Source organism: Sneathiella sp., assembly GCF_002694385.1.
GTDB lineage: Bacteria > Pseudomonadota > Alphaproteobacteria > Sneathiellales > Sneathiellaceae > Sneathiella.
In genome coordinates this window covers 155,492-181,604 of record NZ_NZMB01000021.1, presented here as the reverse complement: position 1 = coordinate 181,604, position 26,113 = coordinate 155,492, and the positions used below count along the sequence as shown (strand labels likewise).

The window sequence follows — 26,113 nt, the reverse complement described above, 5'->3', positions numbered from 1 at the left end:
CAAGATACCCGAAACTGTCAGGCCGATACCGACTGCCGATAAAATCCCAATACGTTCCTGAAAGAAAGTCACCCCTATGATTAGCCCGAAGATTGGTACTAGAAAACTAAATGCATTGGCGCGGTTCAGTTGCACTTGTCCTAGCACGCGGCACCATAACCAATAGGCTAATGCAGTTCCTGGCAGAGCCAGACCCAAGAGGCTTAAAATAAAAGGTGTGTTCCAGGTTATTTGGGTCTCTTCGGTAAAAAAGGCGATCAGTGCAAGAAAGCAACTCCCGAGGACGAGTTGCCAGCCCATTGCACTAAGGGCGTCTAAGCACCTTGTCGACTGTCAGGTTATAGGTTTTCGCAATACTCAAGCCGGGCACAAGAGCAATCCCTGCGGCCATCGCAAGGCCAAACCACGCCTTTTGCATGAATGAATTTCTCATCCTGCTGTTCCTTTCTTTTTTGAAAAGTTGGAATGCGCAGCCGCTAGGGGCTGCGCAAAGCATTTACTCAAAGTGAACCTCACCCATCATGCCGGAGGCATAATGACCGGGAACATTGCAGGCGAATTCCAGTTCGGCATCATCCGAAAATTTCCAGATGACTTCCGCCGTTTCCTTCGGCTCCAACAGCACACTATTCGGATCGTTATGTTCCATGGTCTTGCCATTTCCCATATCCATCTTCATCATGTCCCGGTTGATCTTGTCGGCTTCCAGAACGCCATGCTCCATCATCATCATCATTTCTTCCTGATGTGCAGCGTGCATGGCGGCTGTCCCGATGTTGAATTCATGCACGAATTCTCCGGTATTGATGATCTTGAAGCGAACCGTTTCACCTTTCTTGATGGAAATCTCTTCCGGTTCGTAATAGTTGTCCCCCATCTCGATCTCGATGGTTCTAGTGACGTCTGCGGCGTTACCGGGGATACCAATTCCCGATTTCCCGCCGTGACCGCCATCGTGGGTGCCGGCTGCCCAAGCAAGAGCGGAACTCAGGGCAACAACAGCTGTGAGGGTTACACCGGCAAAGCCGGACAAAAATGTACGCTTAATTTTCATAGTCTAGTTCCTATTCAAGTCTCCACAAGCGAACCACAACTAAGTCAGGCAGGGAGACAGATTCAAATTTCAATAGTCGAAGTTTGGAAAAGGCGCATAACCGCATTGACAGCACAATCATGGCTGTCTTGAGAAATGGCCTAAAAGAGGAACTAAATCTTTGGTGGGTGCTCGGGCGGCGCAGAAGCGAGGGAAAGTACTTGCACGGCAATGACGTCAAACGGCGTTTTAATTCCGAATGTCGTTGTTGTTACTTGAAAATTCGCGGGCAAGCCAATCGCACAAGAGACCATGCCACATTTTTCGATATGATTATGCCGGTCAGTTTCATGACTTTTAGACAAATCACCCGTCGCTGAAACCATAAAATGAGAAGGGCTCTCATTAGCCTCGTGACTTTCGGCAGAAGGTATTATCGCAAAAACATTAAGCACAACAGCGAGAACCATAAAAATGCTCACGCCTTTCCTGCGCCAGTTTTGTTTTCGGTGGTCTATTTTCAAAAATTGCACTTACATAAAACTGAGAGTTTGGAACATTTATATATAACCTCTGCCTCGTATTTTCAATCGGCAACCCGGAACTTATTATCGTCATTGCGAATAAACTTCACAACCAAACTTAACCTCTTTATTCTATCTAGCGCTTGGTGAAATGAAGTATTGACCAATCGGTAAGCACAGAGCCGGATCATTCCGCCCAAAGGGTGGATCTTACACTTTGCGGCAATATACTGATTTCGTCCTGTACACCCTTCACACCTGGCACATTTTCAACCGCAATACTGACCGCCTTTTTTTCTGCTTCAGATTCAACTGCACCCCATAAATGGGCAATTCCGCCGGAGACAACGACACTCACAAACTCTCGGCGGATATCGGCTTCTGATAGTACAGCCTCGACAGCTGCTTTGAGCGCTACATCATCTGCCGAAGTACCATTCCCCGCTTGGAAGGCGACAAGACCTTGCAACAAATCGGCACGGCTAACAATACCAATTAACCTATCATTACGAAGCACGGGAAGACGCTTGATGCGGTGTTTTTCGAGCGTTTTGGCTACTTCTTCCAATGGAGCATCTGGACCGATGGAGAATAGATCGGACGTCATGATATCTCTTGCATGACCACCATGAGATTTGATGTAGTTTATCGCCCTTTCTTCCGGGCTGGCGACAAGGCTCAGCCACCAGGACGGATGACGATCGGTTCCCGTCTCAGAACGTCGCATAAGATCGCCTTCACTCACGATGCCGAGGATTTGGCCATTTGCGTCAACGACAGGGACGGCACTTATTCTACGCTCTAACAATAGCTTTGCGATCTCCTGTATACTCGTGTCAGGCTGCACAACCGCTACTGTCGTCGTCATTATATCTTTTACTTGCATTGAACTTTACCTCCTGGATTATTGCGTGTTCTCTCATTATGTAGCCTCAGGTCGACGATCAGTGAAACACCATCCCTTCGATGTGAAAGCCTGCGTCGACATGGAGGACTTCCCCCGAAATAGCGCTCGTATAATCACTCGCCAGCATAAGCGCCGTACGCCCCACCTCGCTGCTGTCAACCGTGCGCCGCAGTGGCGCTTTACGAATGGTCTCGTTCAACAATTCGTCGAAATGTTCGATACCTGAGGCAGCGCGTGTCGCAACCGCCCCGGCTGAGATTGCGTTCACCCGGATGGCCTTGCCTCCGTGTTCATGGGCCAGATAGCGCACCGATGCTTCGAGTGCGGCTTTCACCGGCCCCATCACATTGTAATGGTCGACCACTTTCTCGGCACCGTAGTAGCTGAGCGTCGTCAAACTACCACCTTTGTCCATGAGAAGTTCAGCAAGGTTCGCCATGCGGATAAAAGAGTGACACGAAATAAGCATAGATTCAGCGAAGCCTTCTCCCGAGCAATCGGTCAACCGACCATGGAGATCTTCCTTCCGGGCCCAAGCGATCGCATGAAGCAGAAAATCCAAACGACCCCATTTCTGCCTGATCGCTGCAAATACGGCTTCCAGTTGCTCCGATTCCGCAACATTGCAGGGTAGAAAAAGCTGCGCGTCTACCTCTTGCGCAAGCGGCTCAACGAAGGGCTTGGCCTTGTCGTTCAGATAGGTGATGGCAAGATCGGCGCCTGCATTCCGAAAATGCTGCGTCGCCGACCAGGCCAAGCTGTGTTCATTGGCGATTCCCACCACCAACCCCTTTCGGCCTTTCATATCGATGAGTTCCATTTTACGCTTTTTCCCTTCTTTGGCCAAGCTGTCCGGACGAAATCCGCCTTGCCACGGGTAATACTATTGAGGGACGAGAAACACTGGCGACCGATAAGGGCGCAGCCTGGGTCAGGGCTTTAGCACGTAGACGCCTCACCCAACTGCCGATACCCTTACGCGCCACCCCCAACACAGGGGCTTGCTTGGCCTTGCCGCGACCGTGTTCTAAAACATGGACGCCATCGCCAAAACACATCATCACAAAAATGATCACGGCCCAAACAATTAGGTAAAAAAGCGTATTCATCAAATCTGCCCGCCGCTACTTTTTCCCGTACCGGTTTTCGAAGCTGCGAGACCTTCATTTGCGGGCTGCTTCGTGCGGCTTTCCGCAATGGGACTTTCGACCTCGTTCTCAACCGCTTTCTTGCTAGGACCGCAGCAGCATCCAGCCTTCTTCTCCGGCCGTTCCGTAGGGCTTTCACGCGTGGGAAGATCAATCATATTCCCGGTCGCCTCCTCCACCAGACCGGCGCAGCATTTGGACGTGATCTCAGCAAGTTCCCCCACATGGTTGGCGAGCGCGTCGAAGAGATCGCGATAGGCTTCGACTTGCCGTTCGAAGAGAGCTTTTGGATCCGATGCACCTTCGCCCGGCTCGAAAGCCACACTGATGTGATCGGCGCGGGATCCAAGGAATTCGGCCTGACGCCTAGTAACCATTTCCGTCGTATCGAACATGAGATTTGTCATGCTCCGAAGCGTTTCAACATTGCGCATTTGCAGGGCCGTCATAGCTTCGAGGTCAAGCCCCCGATAACGCAGAACCGCCGGATTGGTGTATTTGGATTTATCTAGCATGATCGACTCCTTCAAGTGATATATCTGATCGAGAACGGGTGGCCTGAAGCTGATGCGCAGCGATGCTCCAAAACGTTCAAGTCGTTGTTCAAATAATAGACGGTCCGGGGACTTATTCGTTACAGTTCGGATGATCACGGCCCGATCCCCAAACGAATATGGCCGGCGTAGCCGAATTCGCAATCGAGATAGCCATGTATTGAGCAAGTCCGACAGGTCTCTTCTAGCCGCTGCCGCAGAGCCTGGCGAGCCCGATGTAGACGCACCCGAACATTGCTCTCCGTCACGCCAAGCGTGTCAGCGATATTTTGGCGAGACTCGCCAATCAAGTCGGCACGCCATAGGATATTCGCATATTCCGACTTCAAGGTCGGAAGTAGCTTGTAAAGGCACATACAGACCATGAGATCGAGATCGCCATTGGCATCGCCCGTTAAGAGCACCGATTCCTGGTAGTCGTATTCTGCGTTTGTTTGGCGCCTTTTACCCTGAGCGCGATAATAGTCAATCAAACTCGTCTCCAGCACCCGCCGCATCCAGGCTCGCAGCTTTTCCGTATCGCGAACATCATCTATTCTGGTGAGCACTTTGACGTAAAAATTATGCAAGACGTCGGCCGCCTCGTCCTCATTGCCGAGTCGCCACGCGAGAAAGCGAAAGAAATCCTGTTGAGTCTCTACCATGACCGCATGGACGGCATCTCGTGGTGATTCACTGCTTTTGTTGTCCGTCATGTTCCTAGCTTGCTTCGTAAATATGGCGAGTGACCGCCTTCTCCTATGGCCACACACATGTCGAAAACAGCGTGATCGCCAGATGGTGAGCGGTGGCTTGCCCAGTCTTCAGTGACCGCCATGTTTTTCCTCGGCGGTCCAGCGTGACAAAAAGAAACGCTCGTAGACGAACACAGCGGCAATGGAACCGAGCGCGATGACCACGATCAGCGGATCTGATTGCAGCTTCATGCCACCAAAAACGCCGAGCACAATCACGTCGAGCGCGATAGCCGTCATCAATACCCAACCGCTTGCGCCGATCTCGTGGCGCAGTCGACGGAACACCCCCCAATGGATCAAGATATCCATCACCAAATAGAAGAAGGCGCCGAGCGACGCGATCCTGCTAAGATCGAAGAACACCGCCAACATCGCCGCGATCACAACTGTGTAGACCAGAGTATGTTCGCGGATCGGACCGGACATGCCGAAATGGCTGTGCGGAATCATTTTCATGTCGGTCAGCATCGCCAGCATGCGCGAGACGGCAAAGACGCTTGCGAGCACGCCCGAGGCAGTGGCGACAATCGCAAGCGCGATGGTGAAGTAGAAACCATAAGGGCCAAAGGCAGGCTCCGCCGCTTCGGCCAGGGAGTAATCTTTGGCGGCGACGATTTCCTCAAGCGAGAGGCTTGAGCCGACCCCGAATGCGACCAGCAGATAGACCGCCACGCAGATCGCAATGGAAAGGACGATCGCGCGACCGACATTACGGTGTGGATCAACGATCTCAGCGCCGCTGTTGGTGATCGTGGTGAAGCCCTTGAACGCAAGGATCGACAGCGCGATTGATGCCGTAAAGCCGGCGATCGGCACGGTTTCAGACGATCCGGAAGCGGGCCCGAACGAAAAGCCGCTGACGGCGAGCGCCGCAATGCCGAAGACCGCGATGCCGCCGATTTTCAGGAATGCCGTGATGATCGAAAACAGGCCGATAGAACGGTTTCCGGAGATGTTGACGAAATAGGCGAATGCGATCAGTCCAACGGCAAGCGCCGGCACAAGGAAACTGTTCGTCTCCAGATCGAAGGGCCTGAGAACGTAAGTGCCGAAGGTCCGCGCAACGAGGCTTTCGCTGATAACCATAGAGAGCGCCATCAGCAAAGACGCCGCCGCCGCGATCGCCCCCGTACCATAAGCCTTCTGCAGGATCATCGCGATTCCGCCAGCGGACGGAAAGGCGTTCGACATCTTCACATAGGTGTAGGCGCTGAACCCGGTGACGATCCCACCTGCGATGAAAGAAAGTGGAAACCACGGGCCCGCAAGTTCTGCGATCTGACCGGTAAGCGCAAAGATCCCTGCCCCGATCATAACGCCGGTGCCCATCGAGACGCCGCCGATCAGTGTGATGCTATTCGCTTGGTAGTCAGATTTCATCCTGCCCTCTCGGTTACTTTAAAAATATACTTTAGTTTAATTGTCATCTATGGACGCCGCTCGAAACTCAAGAGGTTTGTCTGACAGTGCCCTCACGCGGCCGCGTCATCACTGCCGTCTCGTGAAGCGGCCGCGAGTTGACGCCAGCGGCCCCAACGAGGGATGAACATTGGCACCTGCCGCTGATAGGCGCGGTAAGCTTCGCCGAACTGCTTGAGTACCTGCTGTTCCTCTCGCAGAGCCAGCCATGTGTAGACAAGCACGATCACTGGAAAGAAACCGACCGAGAAAAGCGTTGGCCAATGCACCACGCCTTCTCCGAACAGGGCAATAAACAGCCCCGTGTACTGCGGATGCCGCACATACGCATACAAACCGTCTGTCACCAGACGGTTTTCGCCTCGTGCCTTGTGAACCTGACGCCACCCCTGAATAAAGAGACCTATCCCGATAAAGGCGAGCGCATAGCCTAGCAGCATTGAGATTAACATGCCGGTTTCGCCTAACCCTACCAGGGTCGACCATAAGCTGGCGCTTACATATTCGCTATCCAGACCGAAAAAACGCACCAACAGATAGATGGTGAGCGGAAAGCCATACATTTCTGCATAAAGCGCGATGATAAAGGCCTGAACCACCCCGGCGCCGACCCATTCCCGCCAGTTCTTCGGCGCGAAATTGCGATAGAAAAACCAAGTCACCAAGACGATAACGATCAGTGCGATGCCCCAGGTTCCTGCGTGGTTAAACGATTCATTCATGGTTTGATCCATCTGTATCCCGGCCGATTGTTGGTCTTTGGCTTGCCTGGCTCGGATCCAGCACATCGCTGTCCGACTGGGACATACATTGGATTGACGCCGGCGTCGCCCGCCCAATAAAGGTGATTACAAAGAAAAGTCCAAGGCTCATTCCGAGTGCCGCAACCGGCAGTTGAAAACTGGGGCGGCTTCTTATGCGGAATTCGTGACGCATCTCAGAAGTATTTTCTGCGACTAGGTCAAGCATGTGTCGTCTCCGATCCAGAGGATAACAATTGTAAGTTCTCGATACCGAGATACGTTTCTGAGCCTACCTCAAAGACTTCACGACACTCTCGCGGACACAGATAATAAGCAGAACCATTGTGAACAGTCGATTTCGCGTTATTTGTGTTCACTTGTGTGCCGCAGACAGGATCTATATCGCGTGCTGGAACGACCCAAAGCATTTCCTGCGATTTATACGATGGGGAGATCTGTTCATCTTCAGAATGCTTGTGCTTTGATTTATAGCCCATGATATGTGCGCCACAAAAAAATCGCATCATTAAAAAAAAGAAAAGTGAACTCATTTTGTTCGCTATCCGTGCATTGAAATTTATAGTTTGACGCAACTATACTTATTTAGTCGGAATGACATGTCGAGGCGATGACCGCGTATTTCGGTCACATTTGATGACAGATTAAGAAGCGGTTACAAATTGTTACAAATGCGTCGATCGAGCAAAGAAGAAAGCCGGTTAGAGCGGCAAATATGCCTCAACTCTCAGGCCGTCTTCCGCGCAGTTTCGTATGATGACGTCGCCACCGTAACTATGGAAAGTTGATCGCGCAATTGACAGGCTCAGAAATTGCCTGGTGTTGTTCTGAACAAAGCTAATGAAAAAGCGACGGGATGATGTCCTGTCTGGATGCGCTCCTATGGCAAGGTAAAAATGTGATGCTTTTTGGCGGCGGGTTGCGACCATGTCTCCGGCCTTTAAACGCGGCTTTTATCTTACAACCGCTGACCTGAGGCTTTTCGCGAGAACTGAATCCTATCAGACTATCGCGCCTGAGTGACGCAAGACAGCACCTCGGGTTTTTCAGTCCTGACGATTTCCATTTCGCCTTTGTTTCACATCATCACCGCAAGGCGGATGATCTCGGGCGACGTCTTGAAATAGCGGAATGGGTTTTTATTTATCATATTCCAAGGCTAGATCGCATTCAACCCCGTCTCGAGCTATTTTCTTATGATGGGATGGACGCCTCCTGTTCGGGCGTTAGTTGCGCCATAATGGAAGTTGCAGAACTTCATCGGCAGGAGGCGACCATGACAGATATTACGACAATAGGGCTGGACCTGGCAAAGACTGTGTTTCAGGTTCACGGGGCCGATAAGGATGGCAGGCCGGTGCTGCGCAAGAAACTGCGCCGGGGACAGGTATTGGGGTTCTTTGCCGGATTGCCACCGTGCCGGATCGGGCTGGAGGCCTGCGGCAGTGCCCATTACTGGGCTCGCGAGTTGCAGGCGCTTCGTCATGAGGTGCGACTGATTCCGCCGCAATATGTGAATCCGTTTGTGAAGACCAACAAGAACGATGCCTGTGATGCGGAGGCGATCTGTGAGGCGCTGCTGCGCCCAACGATGCGTTTTGCCCCGATCAAGAGCGCTGAGCAGCAATCCATATTGATGCTGCACCGGGCTCGGGAATTGCTGGTGCGCCAACGCACCATGCTGATCAACGCGCTTCGGGGCATTGCGACGAGTTCGGGCTGATCTCTGCGCAAGGTGCTTCCAAAGTGACCGACCTGATACACATCATCCATGATTCAGAGGATACTCGTCTTCCCGATCTGGCCCGCGAAGCTCTCGGTCTTTTGGTTGAGCAACTCAATGTAGTCCGGGCCCAGGCCAAGGCATTGGAAGCAAGGCTTCTGGCCTGGCACCGATCAAACGGGGCAAGTCGCCGACTGGAGACGATCCCCGGGGTTGGAGTGATCACCGCAACAGCCCTGGTGGCAACGATCGGTGACGGTAGCCAGTTCCGCTCGGGACGGCAACTCTCAGCCTGGCTCGGTCTTGTCCCCAGGCAACAGTCGAGTGGGGGCAAGAACAAGCTGGGACGAATATCAAAACGGGGAGATGGGTACATCCGGCGCCTGCTTGTGCACGGCGCCCGAACTGTGCTGCGTTGGCATCGCGTGAGGCCGGAAACAGGTGCCGGTTGGAGCGATCAACTTCTGGCCCGTCGACCTAACAACGTCGTCCTTGTTGCGATGGCCAACAAGACGGCGCGGGTCGCCTGGGCACTGCTCAGGCATCAGCGCGATTATCAGGCGGTGTCTGCGTAACGGGCAGGATCAGATTGCGAGGGGACTCACGATGTGATGGCGAAACAGGGTCAACCGGGAGCGATCAAACCCGCGGCATTGTCCGAGTTCAAAGCTCGATCTTCTGACTGGGCGTCGCTCCTTCGGATTCCATCAGGGCCAGCGGTTATCGTACCGCAACGAAAGGCCGGATACATGACTGCAAACTCGTCGAGCCACCAAATCAGAAATCTCTTGCAATTCAGGAGGCGTCCATACGTGACAATGCCCGATCCCCTTTGGCAATGTCACCGCCAATGGCGTTGCTTTCCCATGCTGGTATCGGTAGATAGAGTGGATGGAATGAGCTCTGCCGTTTCTGGCCCGAATTTGGCGTCAGTTGGATAAAAAAGAGGGACCCAAAATGACCGCGACCAAAAAGATTGAACTGGCCCTTCAGGGTGGTGGTTCCCACGGCGCCTATACCTGGGGCGTTCTGGATCGGATTTTGCAGGATGACCGGATCGAGATCGCAGCAATCAGTGGCACCAGCGCCGGTGCGATGAATGCTGTTGCGCTGGCAGATGGCCTGACTCGTGGCGGGCGCGGCGGAGCGCGTGAAGCGCTCGACGGATTTTGGCGCGCGATCAGCGACGCGGCCCGGTTCAGCCCGATCAAACCCGGACTGATAGACCGGATATTTGGCCGCGGTAGCCTTGATGCCTCTCCCGGTTACATCGGGATGAACGCATTGGCACGTCTGGCTTCGCCGTATCAATTGAACCCATTTGACCTGAATCCATTACGCGACGTGCTTGAAAAGCAGGTTGATTTTGATCGGGTAAACGAATGTGCGACCACTAGTCTATTCGTGACTGCCACCAACGTCCGCACCGGCTTGCCAAGGGTATTCCGTCAGGGTGAAATCACGTTGGATGTGGTCATGGCGTCGGCCTGTCTTCCCGATATGTTCAAAGCAGTGGAGATTGGTAATGAGGCTTATTGGGACGGTGGCTATACCGGTAACCCAGCGCTGTCTCCGCTGGTCGACGAAAGCGATTGTCGCGATATGGTGATCGTCCAGATCAACCCCATCCGGCGCGACAACGTGCCGACTACCGCCATAGAGATCCGCGACCGCATGAATGAAATCACGTTTAATTCCAGCCTGATCAAGGAATTGCGCTCGATCGCGCTGTTACAACGCATCATCAACACCGAGGGGCTGGAGGCCGAACGCTATCGTGACATGCATCTGCATCGCATCGGCGGCGAAGGGCTTGAGCATTTATCGTCTTCTTCCAAGATGAACTCCCGGTTGGATTTCCTGCTGCAATTGCGTGATTTGGGACGTAATTCTGCTGAAACTTGGATCAAGACCAACTTCGCGGCGTTGGGAGAGCGGTCAACCTTCGATCCTGAAACGCTCTTCGAGGGATCTCTTCGCCTTCCTGAAGCCTCCGAATGTAAAGACAAAGGTACCTCATGACCGGGTTTGCTGGTATTCTTCTGGCTCTGGGATTGTTGATTTTTCTGGCCTATCGCGGCGTTTCGGTATTGCTCCTGGCGCCGTTGCTGGCGATGGTCGCCGCCAGCTTTGCCGCCGCTCCCCTGCTGGGGCTGTACACCCAGGTCTTTATGACTTCGGCAGGCGGCTTTGTCATCTCGTTCTTTCCGCTGTTCTTGCTGGGCGCGATCTTTGGCCGGTTGATGGACGATAGCGGCGCAGCAAAGTCCATCGCTGCGGGTTTGGTCGCGCGGTTTGGGGACAGGCAGGCGATCCTGGCCGTGGTGTTGGCCTGCGCGATCCTGACGTATGGCGGTGTATCCTTGTTTGTCGTGGCCTTTGCGATCTACCCGATCGCCGCCTCGTTGTTTCGCGAGGCCGACATCCCCAAGCGGTTGATCCCGGCAGCGATTGCGCTGGGAGCATTCACATTTACCATGACCGCATTACCAGGAACACCGGCTATCCAAAACGCGATCCCGATGCCCTATTTCGGTACGACTCCCTTTGCCGCCCCAGGCATCGGAATTCTGGCCGCTCTGGTCATGTTCGGAGCGGGTCAGTGGTGGCTGATGCACCGCGCGGCGCGGGCGCGGGTACGCGGCGAAGGTTATGGGGCGCATGACGAAGCGACCTCGGAACCGGATGACGCGATGCGGCAACGCTCGGCTGGCGAAGGCTATGATCTTGGGGAAATCAACACCACTAACACGACGGCTGTACCGGTCACTGCTCTGCCGGGATTTTCGCTTGCAGTGCTGCCTGTCTTCGTCGTGATCACCGCCAACTATGTGTTCTCAGGCATCGTGATCCCGTCCTGGCACGTCGAATATCTGTCCGAGCCGCTTTACGGCGCCGTCGGCCTGCCGGATGTACTCGGGCTGTGGTCGATCATTCTGGCGCTTTGTACGGCCATACTGGTACTGATTGTCCTGAACTGGAAGCGTCTAGCATCCTTACGAAAATCGCTGGATGCCGGGGCCAACGCCTCGGTTCTCCCGATCTTCAACACCGCGTCGCTGGTCGGCTTCGGAGCCGTCGTGGCCGCTTTGCCCGCCTTTGCGACGCTGCGCGAGGTTGTTTTGGGCATGGGCGGCGATAATCCTTTGATCTCACTGGCGGTCGCGGTCAACATTCTTGCCGGGGTCACCGGGTCGGCTTCGGGCGGCATGAGCATCGCGCTGTCCACCCTGGGCGATACCTACCTTGAGATGGGGCAAGTGGCGGGCATTGCGCCCGAAGCCCTGCACCGGATAACTGCGATTGCCACAGGTGGGCTGGATGCCTTGCCGCATAATGGCGCGGTGGTGACGCTACTGGCAATATGCGGGCTAGCCCACCGCGACTCTTACGGCGATCTTGCGATGGTCGCGGTCATATTCCCGCTGGTCTCGTTGGTCGTGGCCATCGCCGCAGCGACTATATTCGGCGCCTTCTGAAAAAAGGGCGGGCTCTTCGGTTTCCCATCCGGCCGAAGGCCAAGCATCTGAATGTCTGCCCGGACTCGTATCATTCGCCCACTAGGCCGGGTACTTACGAGCGCTGGGCGGCAGCATAGAGCCGAGCACGTTTTCTATCTCACTGAGGGTCATTTTCAGCGGGGTTTTCCCCGATGTAATCAAAAACTCTGCCCGCGGTGCTGTCAGACAAATGCGGCCTCGTCTCTGTTTGGCGCAAAATGGCATGAAAGCTCTTCTGTTATGCCGCGCTAAGTTGCTGCCACTCGGCTAGTGCGGCATTTTGTTGAAGCTTGAATGTTTCTCGGTTGTTTAGGTGACGTTCATGGTTGAAGTAGTTATGGACTGATGCGTAAATAGAAACAAATTTCTGCAAACTTCACAAGCGTCTAAACTTTAGCATTGCGTATTCTCGTCGCCGGAATGGCAGGTGAGAATTTTCACAGCGATTGTTCTTCCAACAGCCAGTTTCTTGCGATGCCTCATTTCCAATCATCGTCATTGCGGCACGATATGAACGTAATCTGTCCGTTACTATTTCTTGCGGTTTTCCATACCGTTTCATAAGTTTCTTAAGAAAAATCAGCGGACTGTTTCATGGCTGATATCAATGCCGCGCTCATGAAGAAAATCTTCGATGTTGCGAAGCGAAAGGGGAAATCTGACATACATCATCACCGCCAGGCGGATGATCTCAGGCAATGTATTGAAATAGCGGAATGGATTATAATTTTTCATTCCAGGATTCTATGGAATTTGAGATGCCCCTAGTTTGTTAGACACCACTGTTCATCAAATTGTACTGTTCTTCGTAGTTTACAGGTGACAGCATCCCGTTGTTAGTATGTTTGCATGTTGGATTGCAGAACATCTCAATGTAATCGAACACATCTGATCGTGCCTCAGCACGTGTTGCATAGGTTTTCCGCCGTATCCTTTCTCTTTTGAGTAGTTGGAAGAAGCTCTCAGCTACAGCATTGTCATGGCAATTGCCGCGCCGGCTCATGCTGGCCTCAAGGTTATGTGTTTGCAGGAAAGTTTGCCATTCCTGACTGGTGAATTGGCTGCCTTGATCAGAATGAATGATTACTTTCTGCGTTGGCTTGCGCCGCCAGACCGCCATCAACAGGGCCTGCAAGGCAAGATCTGTCGTCATCCCTGATTGCATTGACCAGCCGATAACACGGCGGGAAAACAGATCTATCACAACCGCTAGATAGCTCTACCCTTCATGGGTCCGAATAGTAGGTAATATCTGTGACCCGCACCTGGTCCGGAGTGTTTGTCTCAAACTTCTGTGCAACCTTGTTGTCTGCAATAATGGCAGGCCTGCCACTGTATCTTCCTGGCCGCCGCTTATAGCCAAGTTGTGCTTTGATCCCTGCAAGGCTTGCCAGACGCGCCACACGATTTGCTGAACATTCTTCGCCCTGATCTCGCAAGTCATGATGCAGTTTGCGATACCCATAGACTTTGCCACTGGCAAGCCAAGCCTTCTTGATAAGCTCCGTCTGCCGTGCGTCCTCACGGGCACGACTGCTGATCGGGCGCCTGAGCCAGGCGTAAAAACCACTGGGGTGAATATGGAGTAGTTTACAAATCGTGCGAACCGGAAAACTGTAACGATGCCTGGCAATAAACGCGTACTTCATTTTGCATCCCGAGCGAAGTACGCCGTGGCCTTTTTTAGGATATCGCGCGCCTCTGTGACACGCTCCAATTCGCGCTTCAGACGCCTGATCTCTGTGTCTTTATCATCCCCTCTGGGGCATCAGAAAACTTCTTCTTCCACGCATATAACGAATGCGAACTGACCCCCAAACGCTTCGACACCTCGGAAACAGGATACCCGCGCTCCGTTATCTGACGCACAGCATCACGCTTGAATTCATCACTGAAATTAACTTTGACCATAACAATCTCCTTGTCTCATAATTAGCCAAAAAGATGTCTACAAATCTAGGGGCATCTCAATTGCCAAGATACGGTCAAAGCCCGATTTTCCTCTGATGGTGTGGACGGCTCCCCCCTTCGGCATCATTTGTGCCATGCTGGAGTTGTTTTGAGCCAACAATGAGAACGAGCCATCTATTATGCATGTTACAACAATCGGGATTGATCAGGCCAAAACTGTCATCAACAAATGGCGCAGGCAGTATAATCACATCAGACCTCATCAGGCCCTCAATATGAGACCACCCGTTCCCGAAATTTTATCAAATAATGGTACATAACAAGGGGGCTTTACAGCTTAAGTCCATACCGCACTACGTCCTCTCGCTTTAGAATAAAAAAATCATTTGCGGCCGTGACAATGCCTGCTGAGCTGTCGCAGTAATCCAAAACCGATTTCAATTTGGTGTGAAGCTAATGGAGAAGCTCGGTCGTTTCCGCGTCGATAAGAAATGACTTGAGGTCGATAGAGAGATCTTCTGTTTTTGAAATATCAACAGCTTTAAAAGACACCGGTTCCAAATCACTGAGGCTCTTAACTAGATCAGCATTAATTTCCTTGCCATAAAGGTAATGTAGCAACGCTAGCGGACGCCTCCCTAAATATTCACTATTATTCATAGATTAAAGGGAAAAATATTGACAAATAAGCTGTACATCATTGGCAATGGATTTGATCGCCATCACGGGATTCCTTCCGACTACAAGGACTTTGGGGCATATCTGGAAAAAACAGATTATGAGACCTATCAAATTATCGAACGGTATTTCCCGGTCAACGACCAGTCTTGGTGGCAGTTTGAAGAAATGCTGGCCTTTTTCGATACGGACACGCTAATTGATGATGCCAGTAATTTTTTGGTCTCATACGGAGCAGATGATTGGAGCGATTCCTATCACCACGATTATCAATTTGAATTAGATAGTACGGTTGACGCTATTTCATCAACGATGCGACGACATTTCGCGTCATGGATCAGGCAACTCCCGATACCTAAGACCCAACAGCTAACAAATGCAATTCGGGTTAGGATCGACCCGGCAGCGCAATTCCTCAATTTCAATTACACTCATACGCTTCAAAAAACCTACTGTATTGACGACGCCCATATTCTGCATATTCATGGGAAAGCCGATCAGCCAGATAGTGACATCATAATTGGTCATGGCTGGGAACGAGAGCCAGAGGAATCATTAAATCACCACATCAACCAAGAAGAAGCAGACACACGAGTGATTGAAGGCAATCGGATTGTTGACGATTATTTTTCACAGACATTTAAACCCTGTGAGAAAATCATAGCAAAAAACAGCCTCTTTTTTGCAGGTTTGAACACAGTTCAGGAGATCCTCATCATGGGGCATTCTTTGGCAGATGTTGACGCGCCATATTTCCAAGAAATTATCAATAATATTAACCATGCGACCGTCAAATGGACGGTTAGCTATCATAAAGATTCCACGGAAGCTGAGGAGCGGATCTGCGCACTTGGCATTGACCAAAAGCACGTTGAATATAAAAGACTGTTACAGTTCTAATTTTGACAGGTCCGTACCTTTTGTAACTGGACCGCAGCGCCAGCAGATTCCAGTGCATAATCAGCGACCTGTAGGCAAGCCTGATCACTTAGCAAAAATCGGCGATCCTTCGGAGTTTGACCTTCGAATTTTACGTGAAGCCGACATTTCCCCAATGGTTAGGTCAGGACCGGATTTTAGAAAGATGGGTAACAAATTACGGGCAACGGACCACTTCCCTCAACAAAATTCTTGATGACTTTTGGAACGACCTTCGAATGACCATATTTGGCCTCGAAATCGTGCCTTAGGCTTTCATGGCCTAGCGCCAAATCGTCTTGCTTGCAGCAGTCCGCATATCGCCGCCCTGCGTTGTCACAACCACAATATTCATTATCTTGCACTTCCATCAGACGTTCATAAGGATGTGGAACGGCCTGATAACCCGGCCAGCGACCTATCTTTTCAAGATGCAAATGACGGACAGCCCAAACACAAAATATGTCAAGCAGCCTGACTATTTTGTCACCCTGCTGCCACGAATGATCCCCCGGTTCGAACGCACAAATACTCCCATCTGGGGCATTGGTATGCCGTGGTCCAATCCATGTATACCCCATAATGCTTGACCAGAACGCCCATGCTTTTAACGGCAAACCTTCTGGATAGGGAAGGAATATCAAAAAGGTGACCTCACGGTTTGAATGCTGAACAGGCATAGCCGGTGCTCGCAACCACAAGCCGGTTGGCGTATCCCACACTTTTATAGCGGGATACGCCTTAGTTACACGCTTCAAGTCTCGCAAATAGTTTTTACGAACTTTTGCGTTGATGAGCGGTGAGGCGTCACGGGCCTCCCGACATCGTCTGGACGCCCCTTGCCTGCGGGCGGTCCGTTTCCGTGATCCGGCTGTGGATCGTGTCTTGGCTTGTCTTTCGGCATCACTTTTCTCCTTGCCCAGTGCGTTATAGGAAATGGCAGCCTTGCTGGGCATTACAATTCCGCCATTGTGCACACAAGGAAACTGACCGTTATCAAGCTGGATACCTATTTCTTCAAGGATTTGTAAGGCGTTGGTATTCACTTCAATGCGCTTCTATTCCGTTGTGTCATTAAAAAAAGGACTCAATGAGTCCTTTTTTACCCCTTGGGCGGATAAGGGTCATTTCCATAGGAATCGCGCTCCCGAATGCGGCCATCCCGCCCATGTATCAAAAGTTCCGTCTCCTGATTGCGCGCGATCTCACGTGCGCGATTGATTGCTTCCGCTTGTGTTGAATGAACACTGGTCGCCCTCTGCGATCCAGCTCCTTGGACAGCCCAGCCTTCCGGATGAGGCGTCACATGTTGATTGCGCTTGGACATATGCCCGATCTCCTATTGCTACAGTGATTTTAAATTGCTATATTGCAATCGTCACCACAAGCAATGCCACATTTTAAAAAAAATTGCAATAATGAAATTGGAGCTCATATGTCGAACGAAAAATTTGATGCGGAAGGGTTCTACGCGGCTTTAGACGGCCATAGACAATCAAAGGGGATAACCTGGAAGAAAGTCGCCTCGGAGGCACATGTCTCAGCGTCAACTCTCACCAGAATGGGTCAAGGTAAGCGACCCGACGTTGATACACTCGCGGGGCTGGCCTCTTGGTCCGGCATTGATGTCAAGAAATTCTACAGGTCTAATACAGCCACGCTGGCCAAATCCGAACCATTATCGGAGATTTCGGCACTACTGCGTGCTGACAAAAACCTTGAAGGTGATAGTGCGGTCGCCTTGGAAACCATGTTGAAATCAGCATACGAGCATATGAGGAAAAAATAATTGGCTTTTCGACACCGCAGGGGTTTCATCAAAGAATCAGAAGAATACGCAAAGGAGTTCAGACAAGAACTAGGACTGACCGATTGCAGCCCATTGACTGCTCTGGAACTGGCGGATCACCTTTCGATTCCTGTTTGGGAACTAACCAAACACCCGAATATACAAGCCGATGTTGTCGAGCATTTTACAAACGGCGGACAAAATGATTTCTCAGCTGTAACACTAAATAACGGGACCTATAAAGAGATAATCCATAACGACAGCCACCACCCTTATCGTCAAAATTCGAATATCGCACATGAACTCGCCCACATTATTTTAGGCCATCCTCCCAAACCTCCAATGCTGAAAGATGGTTGCCGAAATTTCGATAAACGCATGGAGCGAGAAGCGCACGATTTGGGGTTTACATTGCTTGTTCCTAAACCCGCAGCACTGGTTGCTGTGGAGGATTTTCTGTCACTTGACGAAGCATGCCAATACTTTCATGTTAGCGAGCAGTTACTAGAGTTTAGGATACGAAAATCCGATGCAAAACGGTGGGCATTGAATCGCGCTCAGAAAAGATCTGGTTGGTAAGATTCTTACGCCTCATCAACCCGCCAATTATTGTCTCGCTAACGCACCACGGTGTTGTCACATTTACTTTGTCGCGAGAAAATGCATGACAATCTAATCTTGGTTGATGCAAAAAGCTCTCCTATCAGCGCCATCGTTTCTCGCCTCAAATCATTCAGCATGCTGTCTGGCTGTATGCTCGATACTTGCTATCGTGCGCCATTGATAACGAAGGTGAAGTGTTAGATTTTCTCGTACAATTAAAGAAACATGCCAAAGCTGCCTTGAAACTAATAAAAAAATTATTGAAGAAACAAGGTTTTGCGCCAACGCTAATAACAGATAAACTGAAATCCTATCATAAAGCTTTTCGAATTCTAGGCTTGAACACCGAGCATATTGATAACAAAAGAGCGAATAATAGAGCTGAAAATTCACATCTTCCTATCCGAAAGCAGGAACGAAAGATGCAGAAATTTAAATCGCCGGGATCTGCTCAGAAGTTTCTCAATATCCACTCAGCCACATACAATATTTTTTATACCCAACGTCACCTAATTACACGAACATACTTCAAGGAATGCCGCTCTGAAGCATTTGGCATTTGGAAATCTGCGACTACCGCTGCCTGTGTATTGTTACTTCGGTTCCTTCGCGCCTACCGTAAGTTAATGTGACAACACCCTAAATCCCTACGTAACGATACGATACGCCCCGTTCCGCTGTTCCGGCCCCTAGGCCCCGGAACGGCGGAACGGATACAATTATTACTACATTTGTTCGTAAAAACGGGTTAAAAACACTTTTTGCAGCAAAGAAGCATCTACTTCGCATTGTCACTTTCGACCCGTTCCGGACCTTCGTCGACATGATCGATTTCGCAATTGTGAGGAATCTAGCCTGGGGACTGAACCCGCGTGAGCGTTTGACGAGGCTCCCTAATGCTTATGTATGCCATCCAAAAGTTTTTGCGGCAATCTCTGGTCAACCGCTAGAGCTTCACGGCTTCAGGAAAAAATGATGCAATCTGATCGGCCTCTTCTTGACTTTTCATTAGGCGAACGCACACGAGATTCTTCTTCGTTCGCGAACTTGCAACATAAAGAAGCTTTCTTGACGAAATTTCTCGTTTTGACTCTGGGATGTCTTTTGCAAAACAACTCACAAAATCATACGCTGTCGTCCAGCCATACTCGTCGATAACGAGAAGCACATTCTCAATACCCGTTCCTTTCGTTTTGTGCATCGTAGAATACTCGCCTTCACTGTCCTCATACTCATAAAACGCCAATATCTCGCTAAGGGCCAAATCCGGCGAAAACATAGATTCAAGGAAACTCTTCTGCTTCAGGTCTTTTAATCTGTCATCGTACTCCTGCTCAAGCATTTCAGCGCTGATGTGCTTCATACTCGTGGCAGCCACCTCTTTTAACATTTGGAGTTTGGTACGATGGCTGTTCCGGTATAGTCCTTCAAACTCGGCAAAGACAGGATCATCTGCAAGCTTCGCCAAAAGCTCATTGCGCCGATCAACAAATGCCTTGTGGCTGTCCGAAAATTTCATCAAGCCACATTCGGCGGCATACTCTATGGCCTCATAGGCGGCGCGATCCTTCGACCCGAACGAGCGAAGCATCTCATCCAGCTTTGCCTTATCTGCCACTGATGAAATAGAGAACCCGCGCTTCCGCAATTTCGCGATCAATCGATTATACGAACGTCTATCACCTGGCAAACTCCTGTGCAGAGCAACCAGTTCAATCAATTCGCCAAACTGCAACCTGTCGAGCGTCTTACGTATGCGGTCCCGTGGCTCGGAGTACCGATCATCGAAGATCTGATATAACCTTCCGAAACCGACATCGTTCGCAATAGACTTATTCGTAAGTTTCAATTGAACGTAGCCCGGATATTCAGAGGCGGCTTTTTCAACCAGTTCGTTAAGTGCGCTTCTGAACAATGCTTTTGCCTTCCGATCTTCCGCTTTATCTCCCGTATCGACCTCCACAGGAGCCAAACCGTACAGTAACTTCACGCTGCCTTGGCGACTTTCAAGGGTTTCAAGAGTTCCGATATCAAGCGACTTCAGCGCTACATCCTGCTTTAGACCGTCTGTCCGAAACTGATTGGAAAAATCAATTACTTGGGGGGAGCACCGATAATTGTCCTCCTTCTCGACAAGAATGAGTTCTTTAGCATCGATATGTGACTGAGCGCTTCCAATGCCATCTGAATAGATGGCCTGTTCAGAGTCGCCGAACAATCCAATGATGGTTTTCGATTCTTCGGGCAAACAGCGCAGGAGGACACAAACGACAACTGCACTTGTGTCCTGATACTCATCAATAAGGATGCAGTCATACTGATCTGATACGATCCTGCCTAGCAACGGGAAGCCTTCAAACATATGGCAGGCCAAAGCGATCAGGCCATCATGGCCGTATGAAGGATCGTTGAAATTATCAAAGGCAGTATCGTTGTAGAAGAACTCGTTCGGTTGTCTCGCCGCCAGCTTCTCGCAGATTTCTTTGTTGATCTCGCCTATCAACCCATTGAGCTGCGCATTGTATTTGTCGGGATCCTTGTCGTAATCCCGTTTTCCGGTGACTTTCGGCGTCTCTTCACTTAATACCGTCCTGCGGCGGTTTTCGAGCTGGCCGTGCGCCTTCTTAAACCGGTCATGCTCACCCTTTTTCCTCACCTTTTCGTCGCCGTCGTAGTGCTCATCTCCAAGGGCAACAAAGTCAGGTAGCTCGAAGAGCTTCGGGAAAACCTGTTGGATGTTCTTCTTGAACGGTGAAATGATCTCTCCCAAGAACGAATGAATCGTTGAAACCTTGATGTCGCCGGATACACGGTCAGCAATTTCGTCTGCCGCTTTGTTCGTATGAGTGATGCACGCAATAAGAAGGCTCGGATTGGCCTTCAGAACCTTTTGCACGACCCTCTTCAGGCTCTCGGTCTTTCCGCTGCCGGCCCCGCCTTGAAGTACGAAATTCTCGCCGCCGGAAACAAGCTCTGCGATCCGATCTACCGGATTCAATTTTTGTGAATCCATTTCAGACCATCCATGATATATTTGGGCGCACGCCAGCTTTCGCGCTCCACAAGCGCCAGGTACAAAACCGACCCAGCAAAATCGGATTTCTTTCCGAGTATCTGACTTGTGAGAGAATAAAAGTCATTGCCACTAAATGCATCCAATGTGCCCCTGTTTTTCAAACCCGCCAACATATCCTTGCGGGCCTTGACTTTTTCTAGGTTGATCGAAACGAAGGCGTCTTCAAAACTTCTTGCATGGTAACCATCCTCCGCAAGCTGGTAGGCAATCTTAATCTGCCCTTCGTCCGAAGAAGCAGTTCCATCTATCAGGCGCTTATGCCAGTCCGAGAACTCGCTCACTTCCTTTGGATCAGGGGCTGAAAGAAAGTGCTTCAGGGATTCATTTGAGGTGTTGCTCGACTCTGCAACAGGACAGGCAGGATAGCTGGTTTTTCCTGTCCCCTCACTGACAACAGCTTTGGTTGTGTCGATATCGGTGATGACCAATGTGCGAACGCCAATGAACTCAAGGAACGGAGCAAACGCACGCGCATTAGCTCCGACTTCAAGAACGGATATGTTTTGCGAAGACAGCCCGCCCGCCGCCGTCTCATCGACGTTCTCCCTGTCATGCATCTCGATGAATAAAGGAAGCAGGATGCGTTCCGTGGTTCCCTCGATGAAAATCGCTTTGCTTGCGAAGAACAGTTCCGCAGAGTTTATTGTGAGGTATTGCTTGAGAAACTGAAAGAGCGCTACTCCGTCCGCCCCAAGCTCTTTGTACTTGGCGCTCAGATCAGTGTGAAAGTTCTTGATCGTGACAGGTTCCGCGGGAGACTGTCGTGAAAGATACCTAATGTCCTCAAAGTTCGATTTCGAAACGATGTGGGAGGAATGGGTCGTCAACAAAGCCTGCAAATTTGGAATTTTCGAGATCAATCCATGGATTTTATCAGCGAAAACGTACTGCATCTGCGGATGAGTGTGTGCTTCAGGCTCTTCGATAAGCAGGAGGTTCAGCGGGGCGTTTCGTCTGGCAAAGTCGTCTCGGCACAACTCAATCTGCAACAGTAGATAAAGGATGTTCAGATATCCGAGTCCGCTGTAGTGCTCAGGAAGAAAGTTGTCGGTTTCGCCGTATATGACTTGCGACGAGGTTTCGATGAGTGACTGCGATTGAATGTTGGAGACGACCTTCAAGTCACCCAATTCCAGAAAGTCGTGGGAGCTCTTTAAAAAGTCCCCGAAAACCTGCGCATATTGCTCTCCGAGTTGGTCATCAATGCCGGCAAGCATCGACCTGAGCTTTTCAAGGCTTTCACCATCTGACCCCGCTGTCTCGTCATCGTCATCAACCTCGATGTCGCGCTTTCGAAAAAACTTGGTAGATATTGCCGACAGAGGTTTTGCGCCACGTCCGGCATTTTCCGAGCTCGCAACATCTCTGCGGGCATGAATAACCTGAAAATTCAAAAGCTCCCGCACTTCGGATCGCTCTTTCTCTTCCAGTTGATCGCGATGTGCCATGTAGTACGGCGTTTCCTCGGTGTGACCAAAATCATCAAACGCATAAACTTTAATATTCAGAAACTTTCCACTGAGGTTGTTTTCAATGAATTTCTTTCGCTCTTTCGGATCGTCCGGTAGCGCGCGAAGCAGCTTACTTTTGTCAATGCAACATTCGAAAAGGATGCTGGTATGTCGGCGCGTCGGATCGAGGTCCAGCATGAACTCGGAGAGAATGGAAAGGTTGTCGGTCTCGTCATAAGCTATGCGCAGTACCAGCCTGATCGCGAACTCCTCGGCATTCGTGTCATCGTCAATACCGAGTATTTTCTGTCGTATCTGGATCGGAAAGTCCGTGTAAGTAAAATGATCGGGTCTCTCCAAAAATCTTTCCAGCAAAACGGCAAAAGAGGTTTTTCCAGTGTTGTTTTTCCCGACAAGAAGAGTTGTTTTCTCTCGCATGTCGAGGCAACAATTTTGCAGTAGCCGAAAGTTCTCAATTTTAATCTGTTCAATGTGCATGTCGAGAATACGCCTGATTTGGCAGCTCGTTTCTGGAACCGCCGGTTTGTTTGTGAGACTATCACGCTGCCTGCCTGCGCGCAAAGTGTAGTCGGCCCCCACATAGTGGTGAGCATTCAGCTTCCAACTAGCTGAAGGTTGGTCGGAGATTCAAATGGGAAGACATTCCCTGTGGTCGATGGGTGCAGAAGAGCGCAGAAAGCTCCCCTTAGCGATCGGAGGTTCATGGAGGGAGAGCTGGTCTCCTTCCTGGTTATGCGTGCATCGGGGGTGGCAGGAGCGTCCCCCTGATTGGGGATGAGCGGCCAAACGTTCATCTTGAACACCACCAATGTCTAGTTTTTCAAGGTAACTAGATCACGATGCGCCTGCGGCGAATGACAACTCTCCGCTCAGAGCAACTAAGAAGCGTAGTCGTGCGAAAGTGTCAAAAGTCGGAATAGCGGAACATTGAGCCATTCAAACAAATGTCTTCGTTAGGCCAAATACTGACTAAAATGAGAATTTCAATCACTAATCTGCTCTACTTCAAGCTATAGATTACATTACACAGAGTAGCCCACTGGTAGCCCATAATGCAAAAACGGCTTAGCGTTTTATTGCTAAGCCGTTGTAATGATTGGTTGCGATGGCAGGATTTGAACCTACGACCTTCAGGTTATGAGTCTGAGTATCCCGTGAAACTCGAATGGCATTCAAAGTTTCAACTCTTTCTCGATCCAAAAGTATCTCAATACCATCACAAACTGGTGCGGAAGACTACAAGGTTTGAAGCCGCTATCTATCAACATTGTTCCGGTTAATCAGCCCCTCTTCTGGCACACCTGTACCAAGTTGTCATTTGTTGCGCAAGGACTTAGCCGATATTTCCCCTTGCAATCCCCGCGAGTTTATCCTATGTTTGATATGCCTTAGGAGAAGGCGAACGTCAGGCATGGCCCTGCCGGGACCCTTCTTTCGGTGGAGAGAAAAGCGGGGCATGGTCCGGCGCATTCTCCTGAAGGGTCCATAGCTTTCCATGGTGTGAGCGTGGTTTTCGGAAACTTCCGGGACTGCGCTTTTTTTATGGCCGGTTCCGGTAATTACGGAGCTTTTAGCACCATGGAAAAGATTACCCTAAAGCAGCAGCGCCTTGACGCACTCACTCCCGCCGCGCGCAACCCGCGCACCCATTCAAAAAAGCAGATCCGGCAAATCGCCGACAGCATCGAAGAGTTCGGTTTTACCAATCCGGTCCTCGTGGATAAAGCGGGCGGTGTCATCGCCGGCCACGGCCGGATCGAGGCGGCACGGCTCCTTAAGATGGAGAGCGTGCCGACCCTCTGCCTTGCGGATCTGACGGAAGAACAGATCCGCGCCTATATCATTGCCGACAACCGCCTTGCTGAACTTGCCGGCTGGGACCGCGAGATCCTCGCTATCGAGCTGCAGGAACTGCTGGCGGTCAATCTCGACTTCGATATTACCCTCACCGGCTTCGATGCCCCCGAGATTGATATCCTGATCGGCGAGCTCAATGAGGATACGCTAGGGGATCCGGAAGACGATATCCTGCTCCCGGATACCGGACCGGCGGTCACGCAGGTTGGAGATATCTGGCAGATCGGAAAACACCGGCTGATCTGTGGCGATGCCACCGATGCGGATGTCTATGCCGCCCTTCTGGACGATGACAGGGCACAGCTGGTCTTTATCGACCCGCCCTATAATGTCCCCGTCGACGGTCATGTCTGCGGCCTCGGCAGGGTTCGCCATCGCGAATTCGCCATGGCGGCGGGAGAAATGGACGAGGACGCCTTTACCGCCTTTCTTGGTACTGTCTTCCTGAACCTTGCCCGCTTCAGCCAGGATGGTGCGGTCCAGTTCATCTGCATGGACTGGCGCCATACCGGCGAGATGACCGCGGCCGGCAAGATGGCTTACCCTTCCCTTCTCAATATCTGCGTCTGGGCAAAGACCAACGGCGGCATGGGATCGCTTTACCGATCGCAGCACGAGCTAGTCTTCGTCTTCAAGGCGGGGGCGGGCCAGCATATCAACAATGTCGAACTCGGCAAACACGGGCGAAACCGGACCAATCTCTGGACCTACGCCGGGATCAACAGTTTCGGTAAAACCCGTGATGCCGATCTCGCCCTGCATCCGACGGTAAAGCCCGTGGCTCTTGTTGCCGATGCCCTTCTCGACTGCTCAAAGCGGAACGGCATTGTGCTGGATGCCTTTGCCGGCAGCGGCACGACCCTGATCGCGGCGGAGAAAACGGGACGCCGCGGCTATGGCATCGAGCTTGATCCGCGCTACTGCGACGTCATTATCAAACGGCTCGCAGAGGCGGCAAATACCCCGGCGATCCATAAGCAAACCGGCCGGACATTTGATGAGATCGCTGCCGACCGGGCGCAGGAGGCCGGCGAGAGTTCTCTCCCCACCCCGGACAGCAATCACGACGGGAGGGCATCATGACGGATAGGAAAACGCCTGGCGACGACTATGAGGTCGGTCATGGCCGTCCGCCGAAGGCAACCCGCTGGAAGAAAGGACAGTCGGGCAACCCGAAGGGCCGACCGAAGAGCAGGAAGACCGGCCCGGTCGATATCTCGGCTTTTCTCGACGAACCGGTAGCGATGAAAATTAACGGCAAGGCCAGAAAGATACATCCCTTTGAAGCCATGGTCTGGCGAATGGTTCAGCAGATGATGAAAGGAGAAATCACCCCCCTGATCCGGCTTGTCGAGCTCTGCGAGGATCATGGCCTTATTGATACCCCGCCCCCGGAATACGGCGGCGGCGTCATGATCGCTCCGAAAGGAATAACGCCTGAACAATATGTGAAGCAATATGGAGAGATCATCGATGACGAATAACGGCCAGACAGGAGGAAAA

Annotated in this window: 26 protein-coding genes and 3 pseudogenes; 10 read left to right on the top strand and 19 right to left on the bottom strand. The window is 51.3% G+C overall.

The window, feature by feature from the left end; all coding sequences use genetic code 11:
* The 13 genes from CMN55_RS14880 to CMN55_RS14820 all read right to left on the bottom strand — a co-directional run.
* Window positions 1-300, bottom strand: a 300-nt coding sequence (locus CMN55_RS14880; RefSeq protein ID WP_293950694.1) for a DMT family transporter, incomplete at its 3' end; no start/stop codon positions are given.
* Between the two features lie 4 nt (window positions 301-304).
* Window positions 305-433 carry a hypothetical protein gene (locus tag CMN55_RS14875; protein ID WP_293950692.1) on the bottom strand — a complete coding sequence of 43 codons (129 nt, stop codon included), beginning with the start codon at window positions 431-433 and terminating at the stop codon, window positions 305-307.
* A gap of 63 nt (window positions 434-496) precedes the next feature.
* A complete protein-coding gene (locus CMN55_RS14870; protein WP_293950691.1) occupies window positions 497-1,054 on the bottom strand; it encodes a cupredoxin domain-containing protein in 558 nt (185 codons plus the stop codon).
* Window positions 1,055-1,206: 152 nt separating this feature from the next.
* Window positions 1,207-1,515 (bottom strand): hypothetical protein, encoded by a 309-nt coding sequence (locus CMN55_RS14865; RefSeq protein WP_293950689.1) that lies wholly within the window; start codon window positions 1,513-1,515, stop codon window positions 1,207-1,209.
* Between the two features lie 229 nt (window positions 1,516-1,744).
* Complete coding sequence (locus CMN55_RS14860) at window positions 1,745-2,443, bottom strand: CBS domain-containing protein (RefSeq protein WP_293950687.1); 699 nt, start codon at window positions 2,441-2,443, stop codon at window positions 1,745-1,747.
* A 58-nt stretch (window positions 2,444-2,501) separates the two neighbouring features.
* On the bottom strand, window positions 2,502-3,284 hold the full coding sequence (gene fabI / locus CMN55_RS14855) for an enoyl-ACP reductase FabI (RefSeq protein WP_293950685.1): 783 nt from the start codon (window positions 3,282-3,284) through the stop codon (window positions 2,502-2,504).
* Between the two features lies 1 nt (window position 3,285).
* Complete coding sequence (locus tag CMN55_RS14850; protein ID WP_293950683.1) at window positions 3,286-3,573, bottom strand: hypothetical protein; 288 nt, start codon at window positions 3,571-3,573, stop codon at window positions 3,286-3,288.
* A complete protein-coding gene (locus CMN55_RS14845) occupies window positions 3,573-4,127 on the bottom strand; it encodes a phasin family protein (RefSeq protein WP_293950681.1) in 555 nt (184 codons plus the stop codon). Before CMN55_RS14845 ends, CMN55_RS14850 begins: the two co-directional genes overlap by 1 nt.
* Window positions 4,128-4,261: 134 nt before the next feature.
* Window positions 4,262-4,861, bottom strand: coding sequence for an RNA polymerase sigma factor (locus CMN55_RS14840; protein WP_293950679.1), 600 nt, complete (start codon window positions 4,859-4,861; stop codon window positions 4,262-4,264).
* 108 nt (window positions 4,862-4,969) lie between these two features.
* On the bottom strand, window positions 4,970-6,283 hold the full coding sequence (locus CMN55_RS14835; protein WP_293950677.1) for an APC family permease: 1,314 nt from the start codon (window positions 6,281-6,283) through the stop codon (window positions 4,970-4,972).
* Window positions 6,284-6,375: 92 nt separating this feature from the next.
* Window positions 6,376-7,044 (bottom strand): methyltransferase family protein, encoded by a 669-nt coding sequence (locus CMN55_RS14830; RefSeq protein ID WP_293950675.1) that lies wholly within the window; start codon window positions 7,042-7,044, stop codon window positions 6,376-6,378.
* On the bottom strand, window positions 7,037-7,291 hold the full coding sequence (locus CMN55_RS14825) for a hypothetical protein (protein WP_293950673.1): 255 nt from the start codon (window positions 7,289-7,291) through the stop codon (window positions 7,037-7,039). Before CMN55_RS14825 ends, CMN55_RS14830 begins: the two co-directional genes overlap by 8 nt.
* Window positions 7,284-7,616, bottom strand: a complete 333-nt coding sequence (locus CMN55_RS14820; RefSeq protein WP_293950671.1) for a hypothetical protein — start codon at window positions 7,614-7,616, stop codon at window positions 7,284-7,286. Before CMN55_RS14820 ends, CMN55_RS14825 begins: the two co-directional genes overlap by 8 nt.
* A gap of 743 nt (window positions 7,617-8,359) precedes the next feature.
* Here CMN55_RS14820 and CMN55_RS14815 point away from each other — a divergent pair.
* The 3 genes and pseudogenes from CMN55_RS14815 to CMN55_RS14805 all read left to right on the top strand — a co-directional run bounded on the left by CMN55_RS14815 (window position 8,360) and on the right by CMN55_RS14805 (window position 12,285).
* Window positions 8,360-9,381: pseudogene (locus CMN55_RS14815) on the top strand (IS110 family RNA-guided transposase).
* Window positions 9,382-9,763: 382 nt separating this feature from the next.
* A complete protein-coding gene (locus tag CMN55_RS14810; protein WP_293950669.1) occupies window positions 9,764-10,828 on the top strand; it encodes a patatin-like phospholipase family protein in 1,065 nt (354 codons plus the stop codon).
* Window positions 10,825-12,285 carry a GntP family permease gene (locus tag CMN55_RS14805; RefSeq protein ID WP_293950667.1) on the top strand — a complete coding sequence of 487 codons (1,461 nt, stop codon included), beginning with the start codon at window positions 10,825-10,827 and terminating at the stop codon, window positions 12,283-12,285. The genes CMN55_RS14810 and CMN55_RS14805 overlap by 4 nt, the downstream gene beginning before the upstream one ends.
* A 259-nt stretch (window positions 12,286-12,544) precedes the next feature.
* Here CMN55_RS14805 and CMN55_RS17335 read toward each other — a convergent pair.
* Both CMN55_RS17335 and CMN55_RS14795 read right to left on the bottom strand, forming a co-directional pair.
* A pseudogene (locus tag CMN55_RS17335) lies at window positions 12,545-13,041 on the bottom strand (IS6 family transposase).
* Between the two features lie 37 nt (window positions 13,042-13,078).
* Window positions 13,079-14,217, bottom strand: a pseudogene (locus tag CMN55_RS14795) (IS3 family transposase).
* A 179-nt stretch (window positions 14,218-14,396) separates the two neighbouring features.
* Between CMN55_RS14795 and CMN55_RS17330 the strand changes: the two are divergent.
* Together CMN55_RS17330 and CMN55_RS14790 are read left to right on the top strand one after the other, a co-directional pair.
* Window positions 14,397-14,537: an integrase core domain-containing protein gene (locus tag CMN55_RS17330; RefSeq protein ID WP_366932081.1), complete on the top strand. Its 141-nt coding sequence runs from the start codon at window positions 14,397-14,399 to the stop codon at window positions 14,535-14,537.
* A 358-nt stretch (window positions 14,538-14,895) separates the two neighbouring features.
* Entirely contained in the window at window positions 14,896-15,795 is a 900-nt protein-coding gene (locus CMN55_RS14790; RefSeq protein WP_293950663.1) for a bacteriophage abortive infection AbiH family protein, read from the top strand.
* A gap of 176 nt (window positions 15,796-15,971) precedes the next feature.
* Here CMN55_RS14790 and CMN55_RS14785 read toward each other — a convergent pair whose 3' ends face one another.
* Together CMN55_RS14785 and CMN55_RS14780 are read right to left on the bottom strand one after the other, a co-directional pair.
* The gene (locus tag CMN55_RS14785) at window positions 15,972-16,859 is read right to left on the bottom strand and encodes a hypothetical protein (protein ID WP_293950661.1); all 888 of its coding nucleotides are present in this window, start codon (window positions 16,857-16,859) and stop codon (window positions 15,972-15,974) included.
* A 56-nt stretch (window positions 16,860-16,915) separates the two neighbouring features.
* Window positions 16,916-17,140, bottom strand: a complete 225-nt coding sequence (locus CMN55_RS14780) for a DUF2188 domain-containing protein (RefSeq protein WP_293950659.1) — start codon at window positions 17,138-17,140, stop codon at window positions 16,916-16,918.
* 108 nt (window positions 17,141-17,248) lie between these two features.
* Here CMN55_RS14780 and CMN55_RS14775 point away from each other — a divergent pair, with 108 nt between their 5' ends.
* The 3 genes from CMN55_RS14775 to CMN55_RS14765 all read left to right on the top strand — a co-directional run bounded on the left by CMN55_RS14775 (window position 17,249) and on the right by CMN55_RS14765 (window position 18,837).
* A complete protein-coding gene (locus CMN55_RS14775; protein ID WP_293950657.1) occupies window positions 17,249-17,602 on the top strand; it encodes a helix-turn-helix domain-containing protein in 354 nt (117 codons plus the stop codon).
* Window positions 17,603-18,181 (top strand): ImmA/IrrE family metallo-endopeptidase, encoded by a 579-nt coding sequence (locus tag CMN55_RS14770; protein WP_293950655.1) that lies wholly within the window; start codon window positions 17,603-17,605, stop codon window positions 18,179-18,181. It begins immediately after the preceding gene.
* A 149-nt stretch (window positions 18,182-18,330) separates the two neighbouring features.
* Entirely contained in the window at window positions 18,331-18,837 is a 507-nt protein-coding gene (locus CMN55_RS14765; RefSeq protein WP_293950698.1) for a DDE-type integrase/transposase/recombinase, read from the top strand.
* Window positions 18,838-19,151: 314 nt separating this feature from the next.
* On the opposite strand, the gene CMN55_RS14760 is transcribed toward CMN55_RS14765, so the two are convergent.
* Window positions 19,152-21,218, bottom strand: coding sequence for a UvrD-helicase domain-containing protein (locus tag CMN55_RS14760; RefSeq protein WP_293950653.1), 2,067 nt, complete (start codon window positions 21,216-21,218; stop codon window positions 19,152-19,154).
* On the bottom strand, window positions 21,200-23,230 hold the full coding sequence (locus CMN55_RS14755; RefSeq protein ID WP_293950651.1) for an ATP-dependent nuclease: 2,031 nt from the start codon (window positions 23,228-23,230) through the stop codon (window positions 21,200-21,202). The genes CMN55_RS14760 and CMN55_RS14755 overlap by 19 nt, the downstream gene beginning before the upstream one ends.
* A 1,101-nt stretch (window positions 23,231-24,331) precedes the next feature.
* On the opposite strand from CMN55_RS14755, the gene CMN55_RS14750 reads away from it, so the two are divergent.
* Window positions 24,332-25,693, top strand: a complete 1,362-nt coding sequence (locus CMN55_RS14750) for a site-specific DNA-methyltransferase (RefSeq protein WP_293950649.1) — start codon at window positions 24,332-24,334, stop codon at window positions 25,691-25,693.
* Window positions 25,690-26,094, top strand: a complete 405-nt coding sequence (locus CMN55_RS14745; protein ID WP_293950647.1) for a DUF5681 domain-containing protein — start codon at window positions 25,690-25,692, stop codon at window positions 26,092-26,094. The genes CMN55_RS14750 and CMN55_RS14745 overlap by 4 nt, the downstream gene beginning before the upstream one ends.
* The last annotated feature ends 19 nt before the right edge of the window (window positions 26,095-26,113 follow it).

Excerpts from the sequence above, each read along its gene's own strand:
- CMN55_RS14875 (WP_293950692.1), bottom strand. The coding sequence starts at position 433 with ATGAGAAATTCATTCATGCAAAAGGCGTGGTTTGGCCTTGCGATGGCC.
- CMN55_RS14870 (WP_293950691.1), bottom strand. The coding sequence starts at position 1,054 with ATGAAAATTAAGCGTACATTTTTGTCCGGCTTTGCCGGTGTAACCCTC.
- CMN55_RS14860 (WP_293950687.1), bottom strand. The coding sequence starts at position 2,443 with ATGCAAGTAAAAGATATAATGACGACGACAGTAGCGGTTGTGCAGCCT.
- fabI (WP_293950685.1), bottom strand. The coding sequence starts at position 3,284 with ATGGAACTCATCGATATGAAAGGCCGAAAGGGGTTGGTGGTGGGAATC.
- CMN55_RS14850 (WP_293950683.1), bottom strand. The coding sequence starts at position 3,573 with ATGAATACGCTTTTTTACCTAATTGTTTGGGCCGTGATCATTTTTGTG.
- CMN55_RS14845 (WP_293950681.1), bottom strand. The coding sequence starts at position 4,127 with ATGCTAGATAAATCCAAATACACCAATCCGGCGGTTCTGCGTTATCGG.
- CMN55_RS14840 (WP_293950679.1), bottom strand. The coding sequence starts at position 4,861 with ATGACGGACAACAAAAGCAGTGAATCACCACGAGATGCCGTCCATGCG.
- CMN55_RS14835 (WP_293950677.1), bottom strand. The coding sequence starts at position 6,283 with ATGAAATCTGACTACCAAGCGAATAGCATCACACTGATCGGCGGCGTC.
- CMN55_RS14830 (WP_293950675.1), bottom strand. The coding sequence starts at position 7,044 with ATGAATGAATCGTTTAACCACGCAGGAACCTGGGGCATCGCACTGATC.
- CMN55_RS14825 (WP_293950673.1), bottom strand. The coding sequence starts at position 7,291 with ATGCTTGACCTAGTCGCAGAAAATACTTCTGAGATGCGTCACGAATTC.
- CMN55_RS14820 (WP_293950671.1), bottom strand. The coding sequence starts at position 7,616 with ATGAGTTCACTTTTCTTTTTTTTAATGATGCGATTTTTTTGTGGCGCA.
- CMN55_RS14810 (WP_293950669.1), top strand. The coding sequence starts at position 9,764 with ATGACCGCGACCAAAAAGATTGAACTGGCCCTTCAGGGTGGTGGTTCC.
- CMN55_RS14805 (WP_293950667.1), top strand. The coding sequence starts at position 10,825 with ATGACCGGGTTTGCTGGTATTCTTCTGGCTCTGGGATTGTTGATTTTT.
- CMN55_RS17330 (WP_366932081.1), top strand. The coding sequence starts at position 14,397 with ATGCATGTTACAACAATCGGGATTGATCAGGCCAAAACTGTCATCAAC.
- CMN55_RS14780 (WP_293950659.1), bottom strand. The coding sequence starts at position 17,140 with ATGTCCAAGCGCAATCAACATGTGACGCCTCATCCGGAAGGCTGGGCT.
- CMN55_RS14775 (WP_293950657.1), top strand. The coding sequence starts at position 17,249 with ATGTCGAACGAAAAATTTGATGCGGAAGGGTTCTACGCGGCTTTAGAC.
- CMN55_RS14760 (WP_293950653.1), bottom strand. The coding sequence starts at position 21,218 with ATGGATTCACAAAAATTGAATCCGGTAGATCGGATCGCAGAGCTTGTT.
- CMN55_RS14755 (WP_293950651.1), bottom strand. The coding sequence starts at position 23,230 with ATGCACATTGAACAGATTAAAATTGAGAACTTTCGGCTACTGCAAAAT.
- CMN55_RS14750 (WP_293950649.1), top strand. The coding sequence starts at position 24,332 with ATGGAAAAGATTACCCTAAAGCAGCAGCGCCTTGACGCACTCACTCCC.
- CMN55_RS14745 (WP_293950647.1), top strand. The coding sequence starts at position 25,690 with ATGACGGATAGGAAAACGCCTGGCGACGACTATGAGGTCGGTCATGGC.